Here is a 22331-nt window from a genome sequence, read left to right on the forward strand (position 1 = left end):
TGAAGCTAATACAACAATGATTAGGTTGTATTAGCTTTTTTTGACTTCTTTTTCTTTCCACATAAAGAAGTTGTAAAGAAATTGAATGGTAGTCACGATTAAAATAAGCGTTCCAACAAGAATGCTCGATGAGGTACTGATATCTGAATAAACATAAATAAGAACCATAACAACGATAGCAAATGGAAGGGTCATAAGCGTTCTGATCATCTTTCTCCTATAAGATAGCTTAAAATAGATGACTTCAAAGCCTTTATCTGTTTTAGAGCTGTTTTTAAAAAATATAGATGAAATGGAGACCAATACAAGCACAAAGATCAGCGGAATAATAAGTTGCATCTCCTGTTCAACCCCCTTATATTTCCAAGTGTGCGTTATATCATAACATAATTACTCTGATAAAGGTGTTTTCACGGAGCAAAAGAGGAAAAAAGAACCCTTTTATTGAATTAAGATTTTAAGGTAGATGTGTACTTACATCAGCCAATACCCATAAGGAGGATTCCTATGAGAGACGATTCTTTTATCTACACTACATATATTTTAGCCACTAAGGAGAAAGTGTGGGAAGCGTTAACGAGAGCAGAACATACAAAGCACTATTTCTTTGGCTGCGAAGTACAGTCTGACTGGAGGGAAGGTTCTTCCATCCAGTATTTCAGAGGGAATGGTGAGCTTGATGTGGAGGGGGAGATCTTAACAGTTGTTCCTTATGAGAAGCTTACCTTTACATGGAAACATGTAGATGACCAAGAACGAGAGAAGCCGCTCGTTGTGACATTTAAAGTGAAAGAATTCGGTGAAGCGGTAAAACTAACGCTTCTTCATGAAAATCTGGTAAGCACAGATCTAAGCGATGAGGAAGACACATTTTATGGATTGAATAATGGATGGCCTGCGATTTTGAGTAATTTGAAGACGTATTTGGAGACAGGGAGAACGTTGTCTCCTATGGATCTATAATAGCGAATAGAGGGTTGAAACTTTTGTGGATCATTCGTTTATTGTAAAGTGTACTGTAATCATCGTTCTGTAAAAGGCGATAGACTAATCTGACGAGTTGGGTGATGACACGATGGCTCTACGAGACCTTGCTTACACACACAGCGATTTTCCTTATCTGGTGTTTTATCCAGGTGGAAAGAAGAATAAAGGAGTTCGATCGATTCCGAACAAAGTTCGAAAAGAATCCTTATCCCGTATACACACAATCATAGAAAGACTAGTAGGAAGGCTCTCCATTAAAGAGGTCGAGGCATTGCAGCGGTTTTTACAATTAGAGGGACCAAGTTTATTGCCTGTACTGCTAGACAAAGAAGGGGAACTCTATCATGGTGGTTTGGTGAAGCCGGAGCTGTTTCTATTTAGAACATTCAGCAGGGAACATGGCATTCCCATTTATAAAGAATACGTATTTGAGACCAAGATTTCGATGATGTCAAATGAACAGCTAGAGAAACTGGTGGAGTCCTTAATTCAACAATACACGTACTGTGCTTATATAGATGAGACATCCCTTGCTGAGTGGATTCGTGACCTAGAGAAGCGCTTTGAACATCATCCCCTTGTTCTATTTGCCCATTCTAAGAGAGAGGAGCTTCAGGCTGTGGAGAGGATGAACAGATCGAATTTATTATCTCAGCTGAAGTATCCTGAGGATATCTCCTATTGGCGTCACCGGGTCGATATTGTGATGAGGCCATTTCGGTCGATTCCCTCTGAATGGCTCTGGTCAAAAGGGTGTGCTTGTGAACACGATAAGGAAATGTTTGTCTATTCAAATGAAGAAGAGCTTGAGTTGCACTGCGAAATTTGTGATTACAGCGTCTTTTTAAGGGAAGACACATTGCATTTAGAAGAGGAATTTGACATTGAAAAAGCAAAAAAACGTATTCATACCATTGAGCGTCAGTTTAATGAGATCGCAGAGAAGAACAATGTCCTTCTAGATAAAATAAAACGCCTTAAAGGCATTCAACAAAAGTCCTCTCGGTATGAGATGGAATGGAACGAGATCCTAGATCTACTCGGAAAAATTCAAGCCTTACCTAAACATAAAGGGAATCAACCAACAAGTCCATGGATTGACCTGTTTCGAGATATGGAGGCAATGAAGCTGCCTGAAGTTAAGCACGCGTCACCACTTGTGTGGCTATCCTATGTTGAACTCCCTCATGTATCTATGCTGAAGCGTGTTGAAGAGTGGGAGGAGCTTCTCCAACAAGATGTATCAAGTGAACTCCATCACCTTAAAATGGAGTTACTATCCTACCTTGAGGAAAATGCAATCACGCAAGAAGAAGAATTCACCAAAGTGAACAAACAATCGTTCTACTGGGGTGAGGTAGAACAAGTGCTTCAATTCGTTCATGACACTAGTGGCGTCTATCCGGCCCACACCATCACTCAAGTCTTAATTGGGAAGGCAACCAATAAAATCCGTTCTGAGCAGTTGGACAAGGCCATCCAATTTGGTGCTATGGAGGATTGGCAGGAGAAGGATGCGATGAAGGCACTGAAATCATTGGAGAAAGAAGGCTTTCTAAGAAAGTTACAAAAAGGGTTCGCCCTCACCGATCAAGCCGTCTCCTTTATACAAGAAACAACCTGAACGGAAATGTTCCACCCTTGAATTCCACCGCTTTAATGATGTAAAGTATAGACGCGTGCCAGACACCCTTCACTCATGTGAAGCACTGACGCGTGTCTGGCACGCTTTCGTACGGTGAAGTGTAAGAGAGGGAGATTAGAAGTCGTGAAGCGATTGTTTGTTGTGGTTATTCTTGTCTTGGTTGATTTGGTGATCAAGCGGTGGATGGATGCCCAGATGGATTTGGATGAAGTGATTCAGGTGATTCCTGGGTGGTTAGAATGGAATCTGCTCTATAACGAAGGCATTACGGGAGGACGGCTCAGCTCTGTTTCTTGGGTCATCATTCCGCTCCAAACCGTCATCTTAAGTTGGATCTTCCTTTGGTGGAGTATTCCTCATGATTCAAAGAAAAAACTCCGTAACCTTGCCTTTATATTGGTGATAAGCGGTGGTCTTGGAAATTTTATAGACCGATTATTCCTTGGTCATGTCATTGACTTTATTCATATTGAGGGACGTTCAGGGATTTTTAATATAGCTGATCTCTATATTTTGCTTGGGTTTATTGCTCTTGCGATTTGGACTTTTACAGCCAGGGAAGAGCCTCAGTATTCTTAAAAAAACTGCATAGGTAAAGGGTTTTGTAAAAAAAGGTCCGTCTCCTGATTGGGAGGCGGACCTTTTTTATGACTTCACCACCAGCCTAGTAATTTCCACCCAATGCCGTGACGTAAACTCCTTTTACACATGAGTATGCTTAGAAATGTTTACCTCTAATTTTACGGGGGAATGGGAAAGAAGAATCAACACTTTAGCATGATAAAGTAAAAATTTGTAAAAGGATGATGATATGAACAGTAATGAATACCTGATGAAGGACCTAGTTAATGGAAGCGTTTGGGGCCCAGAATCCCAGGTTATTTCCTCTGTTACCTATGATTCGCGTGAAATTAGTGAAGATGATGCATTTGTGTGTATTTCCGGTGAACACCACAACGGTCACCTTTATATAGAACAAGCTATTAAGAACGGGGCTACCACGATTATTGGTACAGAATCCAAACCACTTCGTACATATTCAAAAGAGTATCCAGGTGTCAGCTTTATTCTTGTGGAGGATAGTCGACTAGCATTGGCTCACGTTTCCTCTCTCATATTTGGATCTCCATCAGAATCGTTGTATACAATAGGCGTCACTGGAACAAATGGGAAGACCACTGTGTCTACTTTTATTCATTCTCTCCTCAATGATTTATCCTGCCGCACAGGGTGTCTTGGGACTGCTGGAATTTGGGATGAAGAACGAAAGACTGATTTTAAACAAACGGTCCCTACCACACCTGAAGCCCCTGATATCCACCGTGTCTTAGATTATTTCAAACAACGAGATTTGAAAGCGGCTGTTATTGAATCGACCTCCATTGCCATTGAACAGAAGCGTTTAGCTGGAATTGATTTCAATGTTGCAGTTCATACGAATTTGACACCTGAACATTTAGAGTTTCATGGCACAATGGAAGCTTATAAAGAAGCTAAGTTAAAGTTATTTGATCAAGCTAAAAGGGCGGTTGTCAATCTTGATGACCCTATCATGTCGCCTGACATTATCAAACGGTTTGACGGTTCTCTAATGACCTATGGAACGCATGAATCAGCCGATTTCCGTGCTGAAAATATCCGAACGACTATAGAAGGGACATCCTTCACACTGATCTTTAATGATCTTCATTACCGTGTGGATGCACCAGTTTTTGGTGAATATAATATATCTAATTTGCTTGCTGCGATTGCAACTTGTTACCAGATGGGCCATTCGCTTCATGATATATTATCAGTTGTTTGGGGCATTACATGTCCTGAAGGTCGTTATCAGCTTGTTGATAATGAAGCACCGTTCCAAATTGTATTAGATTACGCCCACACTCCAGATGCGTTGGCGACTGTTCTAAATACGGTTAAGCAAGTGCCGCATCGCAGGTTGATTGTCATGATTACAGGGGTGGGCCTTAGAGATCCGAAGAAACGCCCATTGATGGCCGAAGTTGCTGAGGGCATTGGTGATGAGATTGTCGTAAGCGTGGACCAGCCAGGCCATGCCAATCGTCAAGAAGTCGTAAACGATGTATTAAAAGGGTTTAAGACCCCTAACTCACCACACATTCACTCCCAATTACATCGTGAAGATGCCATCCACTACGCATTTGATTTAGCTGAACCAGGCGACCTTGTACTGTTAACCGGGATCGGATTTGGAGGCTATCAAATTATAGGGGATGAGCGTGTTCCTTATTCTGAAATGGATGTTGTGAATGCGTATTTTGACCAAGGTTTTCGTTTTAGAAAGACGGTTTGAGGATAAGGGTCTATCTATATTATAAGTTTAAGAGACACTATGCCTATATTTGGCGTACTGTCTCTTTTTTTGATGATGTAAATTTATCTTTTCTTCTTTCTCGACCAATCAATACCCGCTCCAATAGAAACCCCTAAAGCAATCCCGAGGGCTACATTATCGAAGGCGACTCCAAGTGCAACACCTATTGCTGTACCTACACCTATAAAGGTATCTTTTCTTTTTCTAGCCATATACATTCACACCCTTTCACTTCCTGTAAGAATGAATGATGTTACTCATTTCATCGCTTCACCTATTTTAAAGTAGGACTCTATTAAAAAAATAATGCCTCCAAGTAAGCGCCTCGAGAGATTGTAAGCGGTTTCGTTTATCGAAAAGGGTTTGAAATCTATTTCGGATGGTGGTATTTTGTTTAAATGTGATTCAAAAATAGATTTCTAAAAGAACAGTAGATTTAGAGAGAGGGAAGAACATCATGAGCAACATACTTTGGGGATTAGGTGGTATGCTTACCATCTTCTTAATTGCAATTTTATTTTCAACAAACCGAAAGGCGATTAATTGGAGAACTGTAGCTGGCGGGCTAGCGATCCAAATTACATTCGCCTTTCTTGTATTTGTAACAACTTGGGGACAGAATATATTACAGTATATGTCCCAAAGTGTCAACAATTTAATTGGCTACACAACAGAGGGAATTGAATTTTTGTACGGACCGCTCATTAATCATGAAAATATGGGGATGATGTTTGCGTTTCAAGTACTACCGACGATTATCTTCTTCAGTTCACTCATTGCCGTATTGTATCATTTAGGCATTATGCAAAAGGTTATCATGTTAATTGGTGGTCTGTTATCGAAAGTGTTAGGTACGACAAAAGTCGAGAGCATCAACGCGGCGGGGAATATTTTCGTGGGGCAAACAGAGGCGCCGCTTCTCATTCGTCCATTTATCTCCCGTATTACAAAATCTGAACTTTTCGCTGTCATGACAGGAGGTTTCACCTCTATTGCTGGTTCAACACTAGTTGGGTATACGCTTCTAGGCATTGAAGTAGAGTATCTTCTAGCTGCATCCTTCATGGCTGCTCCGGCAGCGCTAGTACTAGCAAAGCTATTTGTGCCAGAAGTAGAGCCTCATCATGAATTGATTGAGGACGTGGCTCCTGAGGAAAGTGACACGACGAACGTCTTTGACGCGATTGCAGGTGGTGCTGTGACAGGACTTAAGTTAGCTGTGAACATTGGCGCGATCTTGCTATCTTTTATTGCTTTATTAGCTCTATTAAACGGCATGATTGGCTGGGTTGGAAACTTATTTGACGTAGCGATTACGCTTGAAAAGTTACTCGGCTACTTGCTTGCGCCGCTTGCCTTCGTCATCGGCGTTCCGTGGGACGAAGCCGTTCGTTCTGCTAGTTTCATTGGCCAAAAGATCGTAACAAACGAATTTGTTGCCTTCTCAAGCCTCGGAGAAGCGAAAGGGGAGCTGAGTGAAAAAGCCGAAATCGTCACCACTTTCGCACTCACCGGTTTCGGGAGTCTATCAGGTATTGGTGTACAAATCGGAGCCTTAGGCGGCATGGCCCCTGACCGTCGCAAAGACGTAGCGAACTTAGGCTTACGTGCGGTAATTGCCGCTACACTTGCAAACTTATTATCCGCTAGTATTGCTGGGATGTTTTTATTTTAGGGGTTACCATATAACTCTATAACGTGAAGGCAAGAAGCTGTTGGGGCGTAACCCAAACCATTTTAATAGATTTATTAAAAAGGCTTTCTTACTACAGGAAGCCTTTTTAAATTGAATTTGTGTAAATCCTTATTTTTCTAGTATATTTTACATAGAAGAAATTTTATGAATATGTGAGTGGTTGCTAATGAAACAACATGACATCTTAATTATTGAAGACGAAGTTCGAATTAGGGAAGAGTTGCAAGGGTATTTGCAAAGTTTAGGGTACATAGTCGACGCTGTTACGGAGTTCCAACAGGTGATTCCATACATACAACAATCGAAACCGGACCTGATTTTGCTGGATATTAATTTGCCTTATGTTGATGGTTATACCCTATGTAGGGAGATTCGGAAAGAGTCAAACGTACCGATCATAGTGGTGACAAGTCGTGATCATGAAATGGATGAGCTGATGAGTATGAACCTTGGGGCGGACGATTTCGTAACGAAGCCGTATAATCTGCAGATTCTCATGGCGCGTATTGAAGCTGTCCTAAAAAGAGCATATGTCCATCAGTCATTAAGTACCTTTGTATATGAAGGGATGGAACTTGATGTGGCCAAGGGGACAATTCGATATCAAGGCGATGAGCATATGTTGACGAAGAATGAGCTTAAAATTTTACACTATTTGATGGAGAATCAGGGTGTCATTGTTTCAAGAGAGCAGTTGATGGAGTACTTGTGGTCATCGGATCTCTTTGTAGACGATAATACGCTCTCTGTTAACATGACCCGTTTACGAAAGAAGATCGAAGAGATCGGGCTTGGCAAACCGATTGAAACAAGAAGAGGACTTGGGTACATTTTAATATGAGTATACATGCCTTCTTACGCGAAAAAGTTGTTTTTCTCTTAACAAATGTTCTATTATATACCCTTTTTATGATCTTCTTGGCGAAAGTTCACGTGAGTACCGGGATAATCTTGATTGTTGGCCTTGTCTGGTTCATTCCATTACTCCTTTCTTATTTACTAGAATTTCTAAAGAAAAAAAGTTATTACAGCGAGCTGGTGGAGGCACAAGCGGCTTTAGATAAGAAATATTTATTGCCAGAGTTAACAAATAGCCCAGGGTTCTTAGAAGGAAAAATTGTTCAAGATGTAATCGGAGATGCTTATAAGCAGATGCATGAACACGTGAACTTTTATAAGCGCGAGGAAGAAGAATACCAGGACTATATTGAAATGTGGGTGCATGAGATTAAGACTCCAATCGCATCAGCCAAGTTAATGATCCATAACGGGAAGTTTGATGAAGGAGTACTAGAAGAGTTGGATAAGACAGAGCGATTTGTGGAACAGGTTTTATACTTTGCCAGAAGTCGTTATGTGAGTGAAGATTATATGATTCGCGAGTTTCCAATTAAAGAAGCTGTCCATAAGGTAGCTAAGCGAAACGCTAAAGCTTTTATCTATAATCGGATTAAATTAGAAATCGGAGACATGGATGACGTTGTTTATAGTGATATGAAGTGGGTGGAGTTCATATTAAACCAAATAGTTATCAACGCTATTAAGTATTCTAAGGAAGACCAACCTTACCTGAAGGTATACACGACAATCCAAGAGAACAGTGTTGTCTTGAGTCTTGAGGATAATGGAATCGGAATTAGCGAGAAAGATGTGAGTCGTGTGTTCGATAAAGGATTTACTGGTGAGAACGGTCGTAACTACAGCAAATCTACTGGAATGGGACTCTATTTATGTAAGCGTCTTGCGGATAAATTGAATCTTGGAATCAAGCTCGAATCAAAGCAGAATCAAGGTACTACAGTTCATGTAATCTTCCCAAAAAGTAAAGTCTTCCTAATGGAATCGTAGTAGACGATTCCATTTTTTTATGAATCTTACAAAACTGTAAGCTTCATGTCACATAATGCGATAGGTGAAGATAGGGAAGAGAATGTAAGATTGAGATACAAATCAACAGAGGGAGAGATTCGATGCCATCAATTATGCAAGCTTCACATATAGAGAAGTACTTTGGAAATAAAGGGAATGTGACCAAGGCGCTTGATGATTTATCATTTGATGTGGAAAAAGGAGACTTTGTTGGGATTATGGGACCTTCAGGGAGTGGGAAAACAACGCTCTTAAACTGTATCTCAACAATTGATACGGTAACAACGGGCCATATCACCATTAACTCTCAGGATATTACGAAGTTAAAGAAGAAACACTTGGAGAAATTTCGTCGTGATGAACTAGGGTTTATCTTTCAGGATTTCAACTTACTTGATACGCTAACAGCTTTCGAGAACATTGCTCTAGCTCTTACCATTCAAGGGGAAAAACCTTCTGAGATTACCTCCAAAGTGCAAGCGACAGCCGAGAAATTAGAAATCTCTTCTGTGTTAAATAAGTTTCCATATGAAATGTCAGGAGGTCAACAGCAGCGTGTAGCTTCAGCCCGTGCCATTGTTACAAATCCATCGCTCGTCTTAGCTGATGAACCAACAGGAGCGCTTGATTCCAAGTCTTCACGACTCTTGCTCGAATCATTTGAGAAGCTTAATCAAGATTTAGATACCACGATTTTGATGGTCACGCATGATGCTTTCACAGCAAGCTATGCCAACCGAATTTTGTTTATTAAGGACGGCAAGATCTTTAATGAACTCGTTAAGGGTCAGGATACGAGAAAAACGTTCTTTAATCGAATTATGGAAGTCGTGACGTTACTCGGAGGTGACGCGGACGATGTATTTTAAACTATCCTTACGAAACGTAAAGCGGAGCTTCAAAGACTATGCGATCTATTTCTTAACGATTACGTTTGCCGTTTGTCTCTTTTATAGTTTCAATTCGATTTCTGCTCAAAAAGCAATGCTTGATTTGTCCTCTACTCAGTCGGATATGATAGATGAACTTATGCGCATAATGGGTGCTATCTCTGTATTTATCTCAGTGGTATTAGCGTTTTTAATCTTATTTGCGAATCGGTTCCTAATCAGGAGACGTCAGAAGGAATTAGGTATGTACATGACGCTTGGTATGAGTAAGTATAATATCTCTAGAATTCTGGTGGTAGAGACCTTTCTAATTGGATTATTGTCTCTTGCGATTGGCCTCGGGCTTGGGACGCTTCTATCTCAGGGATTATCTGTCCTCACAGCAGCTTTATTTAAGGTCGATTTGAAGGCGTACGAATTTGTTTTTTCACCCGAAGCCATGATTAAGACTATTATCTACTTTGGGATCATTTTTTTGGTTGTGATGTTCTTTAATATTTTTGTAATGAATCGATATAAACTAATTGATTTATTGACTGCTTCTAAAAGAAATCAAAAGTTAAAGCTCAGAAAGACATCGACTGCAATCATGTTTTTTGTGATCTCGCTTATTCTTCTCGGGGTTGCTTATGGAATGATGTTAAAGTATGGGTTGTTTTACGATAACACGCTTTTATGGGTAAGTATTGCCCTTGGTGCAGCCGGAACACTCCTTTTCTTCTTTTCTTTGTCAGGGTTCCTCTTAAATGTTCTAAAGAAGAATCAAAAGTTGTACTATCAACATATTAATATGTTCGTCTTACGCCAAATCAATAGTAAAGTAAACTCTACTTTTATTTCAATGACCATCATTTGCTTAATGCTCTTCTTTACAATTGGGGTTTTATCTACAGGCTTTAGTTTGAAAGAAAGTTTGGAGAAGGATTTAGATGAAACGACTCCATACGATGCTACGTTGTATGGTTTCATTGAGGATAACGAAGTAGACGGTCTGAAGCGAGTTTTAGCCGATCAAAATCTTCAACAATACGGGGAAACGATATTGTTCACTCGTCATCGAACAGATCAACCCATCAGAAGCTATTTGAAACCATACGCATCCCGTGAATCGAATGAATTTTTAGAGCAAGATCGTGGCGTGGACCTGGATGTTATTAAGCAATCTGATTATGAAGAGCTGGTTAAAATGCAAGGTGAAGCCCCGGTATCTCTTAGGGACGATGAAGTTCTAATCTTAACGAATCGTAAAGATTTGATAGACACTATTGAGCAATTCACAAATCAGAATGAACAAATTGACGTTGCGGGAGAGAGTTATCCAATTGCTACAGAAGGGGTGAGTTTTCTCTCTACAAAAACCGATGGCATTGCTACAGAATTCATGACGGTTGTATTACCAGATAAAAAGGCAGACCAATTGCCGGCATTCAAGGTGACCGTTAATGTCCAGTATGCAGAAGGGAAAGAAGAGACGGCAAATCAGAAGATTCCTGAGTTGAGAAGATCCTTAAATGAACGAGGGGACCTGCCTACTTATATGCTTGGTGCAACCAAGGCAGAAACATATGAACAGTCAAATGGAACATCGACTATGGTGGTTTATATTGGAGTTTATCTTGGCATCGTCTTCCTCATATCAAGCGCAGCCATACTCGCTCTTCAGCAACTATCAGAAGCAAGTGAGAATATGGAACGCTATTCTATGCTTAAGAAGATTGGGGTAACTCAAAGAGGTATTCATCAGTCCATATTTAAGCAAGTCTTTGTTTATTTCATGATGCCTTTAGGCCTAGCTATCATCCACTCTATTTTTGGCATAAAGGTAGTTAACGACGCACTCTTGACAGCTGGTCAATCAAGCGTCCTCCTGCCATCGTTTATTACAGCTGGTGTCATTGTAATCGTGTATGGTGGGTACTTTCTTGCAACCTATTCTGGATATAAATCGATTGTAAAGTAACGATAGTAGCCCTGGTGAGTTTAGATAAGCTTACCAGGGATTTTTTTGTTTGCTTCCTTTTTTAATAATCTGAAAGAGGTCGCGAAGGATGTTATACCCTAAATATGGAATTATATGTTACACTATCGTTATTTACGTTTGCGATCTAACGTTAATTGCCTTACAGGAATTCTATTGTTGAACTCACTTTAGCCAAGAAAAAACTTACAAAACTAGTGTGAAAAAGGAGATGATTTTTTTGGAATTCTTAAAGAAAATCAATATCATTTTAGCGATTATATCAGTTAGTGTCGCTATCTATCATTTTTTCATCGAGAATTTATCTTTACCCGACTATGCTTTGTTCCTCTATTTGTCGATCTTCTTGTTGCTAAATGGGATTCAAAATATAAAAGAAGGCAATTATGGTTATGGAGGATATCTACAAGTTGTTGCAGCTGCAATATGCTCTGCTGCGGCTCTAACGGACTTTCTTTAGTTTTAGATCGGTAAGTTTTTCCATACTCACGTAGCCAACCAAATCCCAGAGACGAAAAATCTGAACTTCTTAAGCAGGTAAGAGACATTGGGAGAGAGCGTGATGTTTTCCATATTTGCAATAATATGAATGACTGCCAACTTCATTTGTGTCGAGACGCCTGCACTAAGTGTCGGAAAGCGCGTACGCAGTGTCACGACGCGCTCCTAAAGCGTCAGGAAGTCCGCTCCAGGTGTCGGAACGCCCGCACAAAGCATCAGGAAGTCCGCTCCAGGTGTTGGGACGCCCGCCCCAAGTGTCAGGACATGTGCCTAAAGTGTCGGGACGCCCGCCCCAAGCGTCGGGACGTGCGTGCTAAGAGTCGAGACGCCCGCCCCAAGTGTCGGGAAGCGCACCTAAAGTGTCGAGACACCCGCACAAAGCGTCAGGAAGCCCGCCCCAAGCGTCGGGACGTGCGTGCTAAGAGTCGAGACGCCCGCCCCAAGCGTCGGGACGTGCGTGCTAAGTGTCGAGACACCCGCACAAAGCGTCAGGAAGCCCGCCCCAAGTGTCGAGACACCCGCACAAAGCGTCAGGAAGCCCGCCCCAAGCGTCACGAAGCCCTCCTCAAGTGTCGGAACACCTGCCCAAAATGCCGGAACACCCGCCACAAAAGCTCCACCACATCTACTCCAAATACAAAAAGCGCAAACTGCCCATAGGTAGACAGTTTGCGCTTTCTTACTAAATTTTATGAAGCTGCTAACACGCTCGGTCGCTTAATAAAGAACGACAACACTAAGCCAATAATAGCAGAGATCCCGGCAACGATGAAGGAGACGTTCACGCCGTGAACAAGACCTTCGATTCCGTTACTTGGTCGCGCTGCTGTACTCATTACGGTTACAAGTAGAGCCGTGCCGACAGCGCCTGATACTTGGCGCATGGTGTTATTCATGGCTGTTCCGTGTGAAATGAGGTGCTCTGGCAGTTGGTTAATACCGGCTGTTGTAACAGGCATCATAACCAAGGCCACACTAAGCATACGGAATGCATTGACGATCGTCAGGTACATAAATGATGTCTGAGCTGTTAAGTCCGTGAACATAAACGTTGTAACGACTAGGATGATTAATCCGGTGATGGCTAACCATTTAGCACCAAATTTATCAAATAAACGACCTGTAATTGGATTACTGAAGCCCATTATAAGAGCGCCAGGTAAGAGCATTAACCCAGATTCTAGTGCTGTAAATCCTAGCATTTGTTGCATATATAACGGTAGTACAGTAGAAGCACCGATCAAGGCAATAAATACGACCATACCAAGAACTGTTGTAAGTGTGAACGTTTTATACTGAAAGACTTTAAATTCAAGTATTGGTTCACGTAATCGTCTTTGGCGTAAGATGAACCAGGTTAAAGTAACGGCACCAATCAGCATGGATATAGGGACTTGAGGGTTACTCCACCCAGCTTCTCCCCCGGCAATGCTGAACCCGTAAAGAATTCCGCCAAAACCGAATGTAGATAAGATAATCGAAAGGATATCAAGTTTAGGAAATGTTTGTTTTGTTACGTTTTTAAGAATGAAATACGCAAGAATGAAATCTAAAATGACGATCGGTAAGATCACGTAAAATAAGCTTCTCCATGGGAATTGGTCGACTAGCCAACCTGACAATGTAGGCCCGATCGCAGGAGCGAATGAAATGACAAGACCAAACATTCCCATTGCCGCACCGCGCTTTTCAATTGGGAAAATCATAAATAGAATGGTTTGCATTAAAGGGATGATAATTCCTGCACCAGATGCTTGTAGGATCCGTCCTACCATTAAGAGCGGGAAGTTTGGCGCAATGGCGCAAATGAGCGTTCCGAATGCGAAGAGTCCCATAGCCGTTAGGAAGAGACCCCTTGTTGTGAATCGTCCAATTAAGAAGGCGGTGATCGGGATCATCACGCCGTTTACGAGCATAAAGATCGTTGTAAGCCACTGAGCTGTACTCGCTTCTAAATGAAGGTCTGCCATAATATTTGGCAGTGCAGTGGCGAGTAATGTTTGGTTTAAAATGGCCGCAAATGCGCCTGATAAAAGCACAATAATAAGGGGGACTTTATTAATTGGTTCTTCTTTTTGTGTTGTATCTTGTGTGTTAACCACAATGTTCCCTTCTTTCTTTTGTAGTGATTCGTTAGTGTCTTCTAATGAAGTCCTGCTTGAATAATGGTTATTTCTTTTTGGTACTTCGACATGGCTTCGTCAATTGTATAGTCATTTGAAAGACATTGCACAAGATTATGGAACGTAATGGCAATGGAAATTTCAAAGACGTGATAGAGCTGCTCGGTGTCCTTAATGTTCAAACGATCCATGTCTACGAGTTTACTCACTTGTGTAAATCTGGAGTCATCTGAGCCCTTACGAATATATCTGGTCACTTCTTTTTCAATCTTATAGTTTTTATTTAAAAGAACGTTTCGAAGGTAGTTATTCTGACCTTCTTTTTGCGAGTGATGAAGAGCTGATTGGAATAAATCCTCCATAGCTTTAAACATGTCGCCTTCGTGATCTTTCAAGCGTTGTAAGAAGTTCTCATGCTGATCCTTGGCGTGTTCATTCAATAAGTAAAAGAACGCATCTTCCTTATCTTCGAAATACTGATAGAAGCTTCCTCTTGGAATGCAAGCTTTCTTAAGAATATTAGATATAGATGCTTCATATAGAGAAACGCGAGAGAATTCCTCTTTAGCTGCTTCGATCAGCTTTTCCCTTTTCTCTTCATTCAAATTATAGAACGTTGGTTTCGGCATTCTTCTCCTCCTTGTGCATACATATGACACCGTGTCACATGACGACCTGATCTACTATATATGACGCGGTGTCATACGTCAACAAAAATGCAAATGAAAACACGAGGCACATGGCCTCGTGTTGGTTAGCTGTTTTGTAGCTTTTTCTTTTTGCGTGCTTTTTCTTTCTCGATTTGCTTACTGCGAAGTTGACCACAAGCTGCGTCAATGTCTGTTCCGTGTTCTGTACGGACACCACATTTTATTCCACGATCCATAAGCGTTTGATAGAACGTAAGAATGGCTTCCTTCTCACTTCGATCATATGGGTGGTCGGCTACTGGGTTGTAAGGAATTAAGTTCACGTAAGATAAGTGACGTTTATCCTTTAGTAAGTTAGCGAGCTGTTCAGCTTCTTCTTTATGGTCATTGACGTCTTTCAATAAGATATATTCAAACGTAATGCGTCGATTCGTTTTCTCTAGATAGTAATCAATAGCTGGCATTAGTTTTTCTAATGGGTACGCTTTGTTGATCTTCATAATCTTAGAGCGTAAATCGTTGTTTGGTGCGTGAATAGATAACGCCAGATTCACTTGAATGCCTTCGTCTGCGAAGTCGTACATCTTCGGTGCAATTCCACTTGTGGAGACGGTAATGTGACGAGCTCCGATGGAAAGACCTTTTTGATCATTTACGACTCTTAGGAAGTCCATTAAGTTATCGTAGTTATCAAATGGTTCACCAATACCCATAACAACAATGTGGCTCACGCGCTCATCTTTTCCTTTGGTATCAAGGTGGTGCTGAACCTGCATGATCTGCTCAACGATCTCACCGCTTGTAAGGTCACGGCTCTTACTTAAAATTCCGCTTGCGCAGAATGAGCAGCCGATATTACAACCAACCTGCGTTGTAACACAGACAGAAAGGCCGTAGTTAAAGCGCATAAGAACCGTTTCAATGACGTTTCCGTCGGCTAGTTTAAATAGAAATTTAATCGTGCCGTCTTGTGATTCCTGCTTAATCTCTTCTGTTAACGTTCCGAGAGTGAAATGAGATTCTAACAAATCAATCAAAGACTGGTTGACGTTTTTCATTTGAGAAAAATCTGTTACACGTTTCTGATAAAGCCAGTCCCATACTTGTTTCGTACGGAACTTCTTCTCACCATGTTCTTGAATCCAATCCGTCAGTTGTTCAAACGTTAATCCGTAAATGGATTGTTTCATATATAGTTAACTCCTTTTAAAAAAATCGCTATTCCTATAGTAGTCTATTTGCGGGTAGTAAACAACCAGCAAGTGAACTATCATAATTTTGAGTCAATTGTGTTCTTATTTATATTTTGCCTTACGTCTTAGGTTTCAAAACACTTTTATTTCACAGAATTTGAGAAACAGACACATTATACATGCTAATGGGGGAATTTGTCTAACCGCTAGAGATAGTAAACCATGCATATGTTTCACGCGTTTATCAAAGAGGTACCCTACGAATAGGATAGAAACGATGGCCTTACACATACCACACTAAACTTGATCGTAAAAAGGGTGACGACAATGTATAAAAGAATATTACTAGCAACGGATGGATCAGACCATTCTGTACGCTCAACAAAGCATGCAGCAGCCTTAGCCAAACAGTTCGATGGAACGGTTGAGATTGTCTATGTTGTAGACGGAAACAAGTCAAAACAAGATGTTCTTCATAATATGAGTGAATATGAAATTGAATTAAAGCGAAAAGAAAAGACAAGGTCGGTCCAAGAGGTTTTAGAACAAGAAGGCGTTTCCTTTAACACTTACATCTTGCACGGTGAACCGGGTCCTACCATTGTAGAGTTCGCAAACGAAAACGATTATGACTGTGTCGTAATTGGGAGCCGTGGTCACAATGCATTGCAGGAGATGATTCTAGGAAGCGTCAGCCATAAAGTCGTGAAGCGAGTGGACGCGCCTGTTATGGTAATAAAATAAAGAATGACCTCATGAATAACTTGATAACAAATCAGCAAAAAAACGCTCAAAGCCTGAGCGTTTTTTTTATATTCATTTTGTAGTGTCTTTAAAAGAGAGAAGATTAGTTGTCATCATCGTTGGTCTCTTTTATAGTTTCCTGCATTTTCTTTTTAGAATCTTCTATTGTAGCTTTAACGTTATTTGTCGTAGATTTAATGCTTTTTTTCTGGTTGATTAAATGTTGTTTCATTCTCTCTTTAAAATCTTCTTTTTGTGTTTTTAGGTTGGCCTTTATTTCATCCATTGATGCTTTAATTGATTCAACTTCTTCACTTTCTAGATCCTCGCTGTTAATAGAAATGTTTTCCTTCGTGTTATTTCTGATTACATTTCTGTTTAACGAAAACGAATAATTTTTTTGGTTCTTCATTTATTAACCCCCTTCTTCTTTCGGGCATTTCGTTAAAATCGTTTTGGATGGTGATACAGGAGTTTATTCCGTGTTTAGTCATATGAATATATATGTATTCTCCCTATAAAGATAAGGGTGTGCCCCTGCCTATAATAAGAAATTTTGTTTTTTTAAACATGGAACAAGTAGGGGAACATGCAACCATTCTAGTAATTAAGGCAAGTCTCAGAAATTTAATTGTATGAGTTCCATATTTATTAGTATTTCTTTTGGTAAAACTAATCAATTTGTCCATACGAGTAGACTCTTGCTTACATATGATGGGTTGAAAGGTGGTGACATGTTATGAGCTACTCCACTCACGACGGTTATGGAAAATGTAAGAATTGTTTCAACCAGAAACAATACTGTACATGTAATCAGACGATAGAAGAACATTCAAATAAGTCTATTAGTGATAAAAGCCCTCATTGCCAATCGGTTGGAGATCAGAAGCAAAAACAATTGCAGGAGGGACCTGAACAAGATCAAGGCCCTCAAATCCAAGACCAACTTCAGGGGCAAATTCAAGATCAAGACCAAGATCAAGAGCAAAAATTAGAAGGACAGACGCAAGGCGATCAACAGCAAGACCAGATGCAAGGCCCCCAAATCCAAGCACAAAACGAAATCCAAATCCAAGAACAAGACCAAGATCAAACGGAAGATCAAGATCAAGAACAAGGAGATCAATTACAAGCTCAACGCCATGGTGATCAATCCATGGAGAATAATCAATCGATCTCAACTCCTACCGACATTAATGTTGACGGAGTAAAGATGGACGTTAAATGCGGAGATTGTAAACCGACTATTGTTTTCACTGAGGAAGTATTTGATGGGCTTAAGAAAAAGAAACACCGTGATCGGGGGCGGGATAAAGTGGACGGAAGAGAAATGAATTGTGGTAAAGACTGTGATTGTTGTGTTCAAAACCTTGCTGATTTATTAAAAGATGTGCAGCAATTTCAATCCACTATAACAGTCCCAGCAGATAAAGCTATAGATATTTATTCTAGTACCACCATTGGTTTAAATAATCCAATAATAGAACAAGTGATCAACCAAGTAGTAGGTTGTTCTATATTAAGGTTCCGAGACTTTGACCAAATCCCGGTTGCTCCAAATACAACCGTGCAACTATGTGATGTTGCCGGTATTTCCGCAACAGATACCGATGGAACAGAACCCAACGTTTATGAATTTTTATTTGAGAAAGCAAACGAAATAGAAGAGCACGATGAGGATTGCTGTAAAAAGAAAAAGAAGAAGAAAGCATGTGACTGTCCTTGTTGTGCTTCAGAGATTGGGAAAGAGCTGGAGTGTACAGCAAACTATGGATTAGAGTTGAATGTGTTTGTAAAGGGACAATCGGCAGCGGTTTCTTCTATATACGTATTAAACGTCAAGGATTGCCTGGCTTATTTCTTAGACGATCTCAACGATCCAGGAAAGATCTATGTATTCTCCTTATGTGCAATAAGTGCCTTTACAGTAGTTCAGCAAAACATATCTCCGACAATATAGGGAGCAACGATCAACCATAGGTGAAAAAAGAAAATTTGGGTGTTGATGTTGGGGAGTTCGCCCTTACATCCTCATCTGTAAAAGCGTAGATTGATAATGAGAGAAAAACCTAATATTCAAGGAGGATAATGGGATGAATCATTATAGAGAAGAGAACCATTGCGGTTGCATGGAAGAATGCTCATGCACGAATATAAAGGAGGATCACTGCTACATGAAACACCATAAAAGGGATAAGTGTGAAATACCTAATCAACGTTTTTTTGATGAAAAGTGTCCAGATAGAGTAAAAGGATTTAATTTATGTAAGAAGAGAAATGAATTACGTTGTTTTAAACAGTGTCAGCCTATATCTCAGCCTTGCATTACTACTGAGCCTATTGCAACTGATTTTGTTAACTACTTTAAAAATAGAACGAACTTCGAATTCAGTGGTTTAGTGGTAGTAACAAACTCAGGAAACCCTACAAGTGGCTGCTCCATGAGAGTTCGAGTAACAGATAGAGCAGGGACGAACTCTGATGTTGCAACTGTATTTCCTGGAGCATCTATCCCGATTTTTGTTGAAGGATTGGTTTCAATAGATATTGTTTGTGTCTCAACTGAAACAGATCCTGTTGTACCAGCAACTTGTAGCGGAGAAGTCATCTTTGATCTAGAATACTGCGCTACAAAAGTTTGTCTATAAAAAAGAGCGAAAAGGAATCCTTGTCATTTGACAGGGGTTCTTTTACTTCTATTACCGGTACATACACCCAAAAATGGGCGGATGGCCTAAGCCATCCGCCCATACGCCCGCCCAATTTATACATATAGTGATAGAAGAGAACAGGAGTCAGCGGGTAGGAGGTTTTGATATGTCCTATAAAGGGTTCAAACATTGCGATCTATACAAGGAAATAAATGACCCCTCAAAAGTGCTCACGCATCGAGTGGAAGCACCCGGATTAACCCAACGTGTATTCAAGTATCATGACAAAGGCAAGTGTGATTCACACAACAATCACACATGTGATGAGGAGTGTGAAGATGATATGTGCGAACGATATAATTGTTGCGGATGCGAAGAGTGTAATGAATGTGAAAAGTGTTGTCGTGAAAGTTGTGAACCGCCTCATCATAAAGAGTGTCCGAAAAAGATAAAAGGCTTTGATTTCTGCAGAAAAAAAGAAGATATTAAGTGCTTTAAACATTGTGCGCCAATCTCACAGCCATGTGATTTTTGCAAATATAACTATTTCACCAGTAGGGCGAACCTTGATTTTAGTGGGTTGGTGGTCGTAAAGAATACATCGAATCTCACTACAGGATGCTCCATGAAAGTCTGTGTGACCGACAAGTGTGGAACAGATGGAGTGGCTACAGTTAATCCTGGGTCATCTGTTTCCATTTTTGTTGAAGAGTTAACTTCATTAGATATCATTTGTTTAAGTCATTGCCAAGAACAGGCTAGTACTGGTCCTTGTGTGGGTGAAGTCATCTTTGACCTTGAATATTGTACAATTAAGTACATGTCAAATCATGAATGCTACGATTACTAACGTTTTTCAAATTATCCCTTTAATCGTTCAAGATAATGGCGAGTATCCTCCCTAGATAATCGGGATGAATACTCGCTTTTATTCATGTAGTTCAGTAATTTTCCCACCAATGGCTTCTCCATAAGACACATCATTTAAGGTGTACACAGTGAAACGCCATTTGTAACCTACATAAGCAGCTGGTTGTGTCGTAATTCTAACAACCTCTTCACCTGAGTAACGCTGATCTAGAGTTTGTTGGAGCTGGTGCTTTGAGTAAGCTTTCCACCCTAGTAACAGGCAAAGAACCATAAGCCCGCTTAAAACCCATTTCCACCCGTAAAGCTTTTGGGAGAGTGAGAAAAGGGTGAGTAAGAGCAAGCCACCTAATAGCCAAAGGTCTCTTTTAATAAGAGAATACTCTAAATTATGTTCGTTTATAGGATAGAAAACGTGAGCCCCGTTTCCCAGATAATCAATCCCGATTCCTGCTATAAGTAATAGAAACCCAATCCCAAGCCACCTTCTAAAAAAGGTGAAAGGCAACAGTTTGTACGTTAATAAGGCTAAGGCAAGGCTTGTGAATGGGAGTAGAAATAGGGAATGAGTCGACACATTCCCTATTAATTTCGGCACATCTATAATCATCACTAGCGCACCACCAAGAAAAATGGTTCCGATCCGTCGGCCGTATGACATACTCACTCGGTAAAAGAATAAATGAGTCAGAATCATAGCTGTTAAGATATGTAGCAATGAAGAAGGAATATGGTTTAATAAGATCTCTGTCATAGTGTCACTCGCGTTCTATTTGGTATAGTGTATCTTTAGGTCTTTACCTTTTTTCTGGGAAACTAAACCATAATTGAATGTCTTGACCTAAAATAGGAGAGTGATATAGAATCTAACTACCGAACGTTAGGTAGGAGGGGTGTATGTGAGTAAGGACAAAATTCTATCAGAAGCGCTAAGCTTATTTGCTACTCGGGGATATGAAGGAACTGTTCTTTCTGAGTTGGCGGATCGAGTGGGGATGAAAAAGGCATCAATCTATTCCCATTTTAAAAATAAAGAAGAAATTTTTTGGGCGGTCATTGATCGTGCTTACCAATATGAAAGTGAGAAGTTCTCAAAAGGAATGGAAGAAGTGCAACAGCTTAGTTTTCGTGATCGGCTTCATTTTATGATAGATCAGCACGTGCAGTTTTATAAAGAGAATGATGTTAATGCTACGTTGTGGAGACGGATGACCTTGTTTCCACCTGAAGCATTTCAAGAAGGGTTAAAGGCCAAATTACTAGAGTATGAGCAACAATTTAACGGATTATTAGAGAGGGAACTACAAGTAGCCATTGAGGCGAAGGAAATCAGCGATATTGATCTGGATACCGGACTTGCAATGATTATATGTATCCTTGATGGGTTGTTTGTAGAGTACAGTTATTATGATGACAACGAATTTGATAAACGGGTCGAAGCGGTTAAGAAAATGACTTGGCGATCGTTCGCCCCTGAAGTAGAGGAGGACTAAAGATGGCTTGGACGTATATACTTATAGCCGGAATAATAGAAGTTGTCTGGGTTTTTACAATGAAACTTTCAGAGGGATTTACTCAAATGGTTCCGAGTCTAATTACAATAGTATTGATTGTGGTCAGTTTCTTCTTGATTTCTAAAGCTATGCAATCCATTTCAGTTGGGACAGCATATGCAGTGTTTACAGGAATCGGGACTGTTGGGGCTGTTGTGATTGAGTTTATTACAGAGCCACAGTTGATTAGTGTATTGAAAGTCTTTTTTGTTCTGTTCCTTATTACTGGGATTATAGGACTTAAAATGACAGAGAAAGAAGATACAGAAGCAAGTGAGGTGAGCCAATAATGGCATGGATTCAGTTAATCGTTGCAGGTTTAGCCGAAGTGTCTGGAGTTACATTTTTGAAACTTACGAACGGGTTTAAGAATAAGAGCTATGTGGTCCTGATGATCGTTGCTGGAGTCATTAACTTCTATTTATTATCAAAAGCGATTAAGACACTGCCAATTGGAACAGCATATGCGATTTGGACAGGAATAGGATCGGTAGGAACGGTACTTATCGGAATGATTTTCTTCCGTGAATCAAGAGAGTGGGTAAGACTTCTATTTATCACGATGATTGTGACGGGAATTGTTGGACTAAAGATGACAACAACGTAAAAAGGGTTAAGTTTCTTCAAATATAAATGCGTTAGGGAACAC

General features: G+C 40.3%; 24 protein-coding genes. 17 read left to right on the forward strand and 7 right to left on the reverse strand.

The window, feature by feature from the left end; translation table 11 throughout:
* Positions 1-30 precede the first annotated feature (30 nt).
* Complete coding sequence (locus tag ACYX4O_RS06895; protein WP_476355772.1) at positions 31-339, reverse strand: hypothetical protein; 309 nt, start codon at positions 337-339, stop codon at positions 31-33.
* 168 nt (positions 340-507) lie between these two features.
* Between ACYX4O_RS06895 and ACYX4O_RS06900 the strand changes: the two genes are divergently transcribed.
* From ACYX4O_RS06900 to ACYX4O_RS06915, 4 genes are all read left to right on the forward strand, one after another.
* Entirely contained in the window at positions 508-963 is a 456-nt protein-coding gene (locus tag ACYX4O_RS06900) for an SRPBCC family protein (protein WP_476355773.1), read from the forward strand.
* 112 nt (positions 964-1075) lie between these two features.
* Positions 1076-2611: an RQC-minor-2 family DNA-binding protein gene (locus ACYX4O_RS06905; protein ID WP_476355775.1), complete on the forward strand. Its 1536-nt coding sequence runs from the start codon at positions 1076-1078 to the stop codon at positions 2609-2611.
* A gap of 144 nt (positions 2612-2755) precedes the next feature.
* The gene (gene lspA, locus ACYX4O_RS06910; protein ID WP_476355777.1) at positions 2756-3211 is read left to right on the forward strand and encodes a signal peptidase II; all 456 of its coding nucleotides are present in this window, start codon (positions 2756-2758) and stop codon (positions 3209-3211) included.
* Positions 3212-3443: 232 nt separating this feature from the next.
* The gene (locus ACYX4O_RS06915) at positions 3444-4946 is read left to right on the forward strand and encodes a UDP-N-acetylmuramoyl-L-alanyl-D-glutamate--2,6-diaminopimelate ligase (RefSeq protein WP_476355779.1); all 1503 of its coding nucleotides are present in this window, start codon (positions 3444-3446) and stop codon (positions 4944-4946) included.
* Between the two features lie 83 nt (positions 4947-5029).
* Here ACYX4O_RS06915 and ACYX4O_RS06920 read toward each other — a convergent pair whose 3' ends face one another.
* Complete coding sequence (locus tag ACYX4O_RS06920) at positions 5030-5179, reverse strand: glycine zipper domain-containing protein (RefSeq protein WP_476355781.1); 150 nt, start codon at positions 5177-5179, stop codon at positions 5030-5032.
* Positions 5180-5424: 245 nt separating this feature from the next.
* Between ACYX4O_RS06920 and ACYX4O_RS06925 the strand changes: the two genes are divergently transcribed.
* The 6 genes from ACYX4O_RS06925 (at position 5425) to ACYX4O_RS06950 (ending at position 11860) form a co-directional block, all read left to right on the forward strand.
* The gene (locus tag ACYX4O_RS06925) at positions 5425-6642 is read left to right on the forward strand and encodes a NupC/NupG family nucleoside CNT transporter (RefSeq protein ID WP_476355783.1); all 1218 of its coding nucleotides are present in this window, start codon (positions 5425-5427) and stop codon (positions 6640-6642) included.
* A 187-nt stretch (positions 6643-6829) separates the two neighbouring features.
* The gene (locus tag ACYX4O_RS06930; protein WP_476355785.1) at positions 6830-7504 is read left to right on the forward strand and encodes a response regulator transcription factor; all 675 of its coding nucleotides are present in this window, start codon (positions 6830-6832) and stop codon (positions 7502-7504) included.
* On the forward strand, positions 7501-8511 hold the full coding sequence (locus tag ACYX4O_RS06935) for an ATP-binding protein (RefSeq protein ID WP_476355787.1): 1011 nt from the start codon (positions 7501-7503) through the stop codon (positions 8509-8511). The genes ACYX4O_RS06930 and ACYX4O_RS06935 overlap by 4 nt, the downstream gene beginning before the upstream one ends.
* Positions 8512-8633: 122 nt before the next feature.
* Positions 8634-9401: an ABC transporter ATP-binding protein gene (locus ACYX4O_RS06940; RefSeq protein ID WP_476355789.1), complete on the forward strand. Its 768-nt coding sequence runs from the start codon at positions 8634-8636 to the stop codon at positions 9399-9401.
* Positions 9391-11382 (forward strand): FtsX-like permease family protein, encoded by a 1992-nt coding sequence (locus ACYX4O_RS06945; RefSeq protein WP_476355791.1) that lies wholly within the window; start codon positions 9391-9393, stop codon positions 11380-11382. Before ACYX4O_RS06940 ends, ACYX4O_RS06945 begins: the two co-directional genes overlap by 11 nt.
* 238 nt (positions 11383-11620) lie before the next feature.
* Positions 11621-11860 (forward strand): hypothetical protein, encoded by a 240-nt coding sequence (locus ACYX4O_RS06950; protein ID WP_476355793.1) that lies wholly within the window; start codon positions 11621-11623, stop codon positions 11858-11860.
* Positions 11861-12590: 730 nt separating this feature from the next.
* Here ACYX4O_RS06950 and ACYX4O_RS06955 read toward each other — a convergent pair.
* The 3 genes from ACYX4O_RS06955 to rlmN all read right to left on the reverse strand — a co-directional run bounded on the left by ACYX4O_RS06955 (position 12591) and on the right by rlmN (position 15864).
* On the reverse strand, positions 12591-14003 hold the full coding sequence (locus ACYX4O_RS06955) for an MDR family MFS transporter (protein WP_476355795.1): 1413 nt from the start codon (positions 14001-14003) through the stop codon (positions 12591-12593).
* A gap of 41 nt (positions 14004-14044) precedes the next feature.
* A complete protein-coding gene (locus ACYX4O_RS06960; RefSeq protein ID WP_476355797.1) occupies positions 14045-14653 on the reverse strand; it encodes a TetR/AcrR family transcriptional regulator in 609 nt (202 codons plus the stop codon).
* 125 nt (positions 14654-14778) lie between these two features.
* Positions 14779-15864 carry a dual-specificity RNA methyltransferase RlmN gene (rlmN, locus tag ACYX4O_RS06965; protein ID WP_476355798.1) on the reverse strand — a complete coding sequence of 362 codons (1086 nt, stop codon included), beginning with the start codon at positions 15862-15864 and terminating at the stop codon, positions 14779-14781.
* A gap of 330 nt (positions 15865-16194) precedes the next feature.
* Between rlmN and ACYX4O_RS06970 the strand changes: the two genes are divergently transcribed.
* Entirely contained in the window at positions 16195-16611 is a 417-nt protein-coding gene (locus ACYX4O_RS06970; RefSeq protein WP_476355800.1) for a universal stress protein, read from the forward strand.
* A 103-nt stretch (positions 16612-16714) separates the two neighbouring features.
* Here ACYX4O_RS06970 and ACYX4O_RS06975 read toward each other — a convergent pair whose 3' ends face one another.
* On the reverse strand, positions 16715-17023 hold the full coding sequence (locus tag ACYX4O_RS06975) for a hypothetical protein (RefSeq protein WP_476355802.1): 309 nt from the start codon (positions 17021-17023) through the stop codon (positions 16715-16717).
* A gap of 327 nt (positions 17024-17350) precedes the next feature.
* On the opposite strand from ACYX4O_RS06975, the gene ACYX4O_RS06980 reads away from it, so the two are divergent.
* The 3 genes from ACYX4O_RS06980 to ACYX4O_RS06990 all read left to right on the forward strand — a co-directional run bounded on the left by ACYX4O_RS06980 (position 17351) and on the right by ACYX4O_RS06990 (position 20112).
* Positions 17351-18571: a hypothetical protein gene (locus ACYX4O_RS06980; protein WP_476355804.1), complete on the forward strand. Its 1221-nt coding sequence runs from the start codon at positions 17351-17353 to the stop codon at positions 18569-18571.
* Between the two features lie 214 nt (positions 18572-18785).
* Positions 18786-19259 carry an S-Ena type endospore appendage gene (locus ACYX4O_RS06985; protein WP_476355806.1) on the forward strand — a complete coding sequence of 158 codons (474 nt, stop codon included), beginning with the start codon at positions 18786-18788 and terminating at the stop codon, positions 19257-19259.
* Between the two features lie 346 nt (positions 19260-19605).
* A complete protein-coding gene (locus tag ACYX4O_RS06990; protein WP_476357033.1) occupies positions 19606-20112 on the forward strand; it encodes an S-Ena type endospore appendage in 507 nt (168 codons plus the stop codon).
* A gap of 78 nt (positions 20113-20190) precedes the next feature.
* On the opposite strand, the gene ACYX4O_RS06995 is transcribed toward ACYX4O_RS06990, so the two are convergent.
* Positions 20191-20883: a hypothetical protein gene (locus tag ACYX4O_RS06995; protein ID WP_476355808.1), complete on the reverse strand. Its 693-nt coding sequence runs from the start codon at positions 20881-20883 to the stop codon at positions 20191-20193.
* Between the two features lie 145 nt (positions 20884-21028).
* Between ACYX4O_RS06995 and ACYX4O_RS07000 the strand changes: the two genes are divergently transcribed.
* Genes ACYX4O_RS07000 through ACYX4O_RS07010 form a run of 3 tightly spaced genes read left to right on the forward strand, consistent with a single transcriptional unit; the run spans position 21029 to position 22289 of the window.
* Positions 21029-21622 carry a TetR/AcrR family transcriptional regulator gene (locus tag ACYX4O_RS07000; protein WP_476355810.1) on the forward strand — a complete coding sequence of 198 codons (594 nt, stop codon included), beginning with the start codon at positions 21029-21031 and terminating at the stop codon, positions 21620-21622.
* A gap of 2 nt (positions 21623-21624) precedes the next feature.
* The gene (locus ACYX4O_RS07005) at positions 21625-21972 is read left to right on the forward strand and encodes a DMT family transporter (RefSeq protein ID WP_476355812.1); all 348 of its coding nucleotides are present in this window, start codon (positions 21625-21627) and stop codon (positions 21970-21972) included.
* Positions 21972-22289 carry a DMT family transporter gene (locus tag ACYX4O_RS07010; RefSeq protein WP_476355814.1) on the forward strand — a complete coding sequence of 106 codons (318 nt, stop codon included), beginning with the start codon at positions 21972-21974 and terminating at the stop codon, positions 22287-22289. Before ACYX4O_RS07005 ends, ACYX4O_RS07010 begins: the two co-directional genes overlap by 1 nt.
* The last annotated feature ends 42 nt before the right edge of the window (positions 22290-22331 follow it).

The sequence above is a fragment of the Pontibacillus sp. ABV4_188 genome, assembly GCF_056311905.1.

Coding starts and splice junctions, on each gene's coding strand:
- ACYX4O_RS06925 (WP_476355783.1), top strand. CDS start 5,425: ATGAGCAACATACTTTGGGGATTAGGTGGTATGCTTACCATCTTCTTA.
- ACYX4O_RS07010 (WP_476355814.1), top strand. CDS start 21,972: ATGGCATGGATTCAGTTAATCGTTGCAGGTTTAGCCGAAGTGTCTGGA.
- ACYX4O_RS06985 (WP_476355806.1), top strand. CDS start 18,786: ATGAAACACCATAAAAGGGATAAGTGTGAAATACCTAATCAACGTTTT.
- ACYX4O_RS06915 (WP_476355779.1), top strand. CDS start 3,444: ATGAACAGTAATGAATACCTGATGAAGGACCTAGTTAATGGAAGCGTT.
- ACYX4O_RS06905 (WP_476355775.1), top strand. CDS start 1,076: ATGGCTCTACGAGACCTTGCTTACACACACAGCGATTTTCCTTATCTG.
- ACYX4O_RS06930 (WP_476355785.1), top strand. CDS start 6,830: ATGAAACAACATGACATCTTAATTATTGAAGACGAAGTTCGAATTAGG.
- ACYX4O_RS06895 (WP_476355772.1), bottom strand. CDS start 339: ATGCAACTTATTATTCCGCTGATCTTTGTGCTTGTATTGGTCTCCATT.
- ACYX4O_RS06900 (WP_476355773.1), top strand. CDS start 508: ATGAGAGACGATTCTTTTATCTACACTACATATATTTTAGCCACTAAG.
- ACYX4O_RS07005 (WP_476355812.1), top strand. CDS start 21,625: ATGGCTTGGACGTATATACTTATAGCCGGAATAATAGAAGTTGTCTGG.
- ACYX4O_RS06920 (WP_476355781.1), bottom strand. CDS start 5,179: ATGGCTAGAAAAAGAAAAGATACCTTTATAGGTGTAGGTACAGCAATA.
- ACYX4O_RS06980 (WP_476355804.1), top strand. CDS start 17,351: ATGAGCTACTCCACTCACGACGGTTATGGAAAATGTAAGAATTGTTTC.
- ACYX4O_RS06960 (WP_476355797.1), bottom strand. CDS start 14,653: ATGCCGAAACCAACGTTCTATAATTTGAATGAAGAGAAAAGGGAAAAG.
- ACYX4O_RS06970 (WP_476355800.1), top strand. CDS start 16,195: ATGTATAAAAGAATATTACTAGCAACGGATGGATCAGACCATTCTGTA.
- ACYX4O_RS06995 (WP_476355808.1), bottom strand. CDS start 20,883: ATGACAGAGATCTTATTAAACCATATTCCTTCTTCATTGCTACATATC.
- rlmN (WP_476355798.1), bottom strand. CDS start 15,864: ATGAAACAATCCATTTACGGATTAACGTTTGAACAACTGACGGATTGG.
- ACYX4O_RS06945 (WP_476355791.1), top strand. CDS start 9,391: ATGTATTTTAAACTATCCTTACGAAACGTAAAGCGGAGCTTCAAAGAC.
- ACYX4O_RS06975 (WP_476355802.1), bottom strand. CDS start 17,023: ATGAAGAACCAAAAAAATTATTCGTTTTCGTTAAACAGAAATGTAATC.
- ACYX4O_RS06940 (WP_476355789.1), top strand. CDS start 8,634: ATGCCATCAATTATGCAAGCTTCACATATAGAGAAGTACTTTGGAAAT.
- ACYX4O_RS06935 (WP_476355787.1), top strand. CDS start 7,501: ATGAGTATACATGCCTTCTTACGCGAAAAAGTTGTTTTTCTCTTAACA.
- ACYX4O_RS06990 (WP_476357033.1), top strand. CDS start 19,606: ATGTGCGAACGATATAATTGTTGCGGATGCGAAGAGTGTAATGAATGT.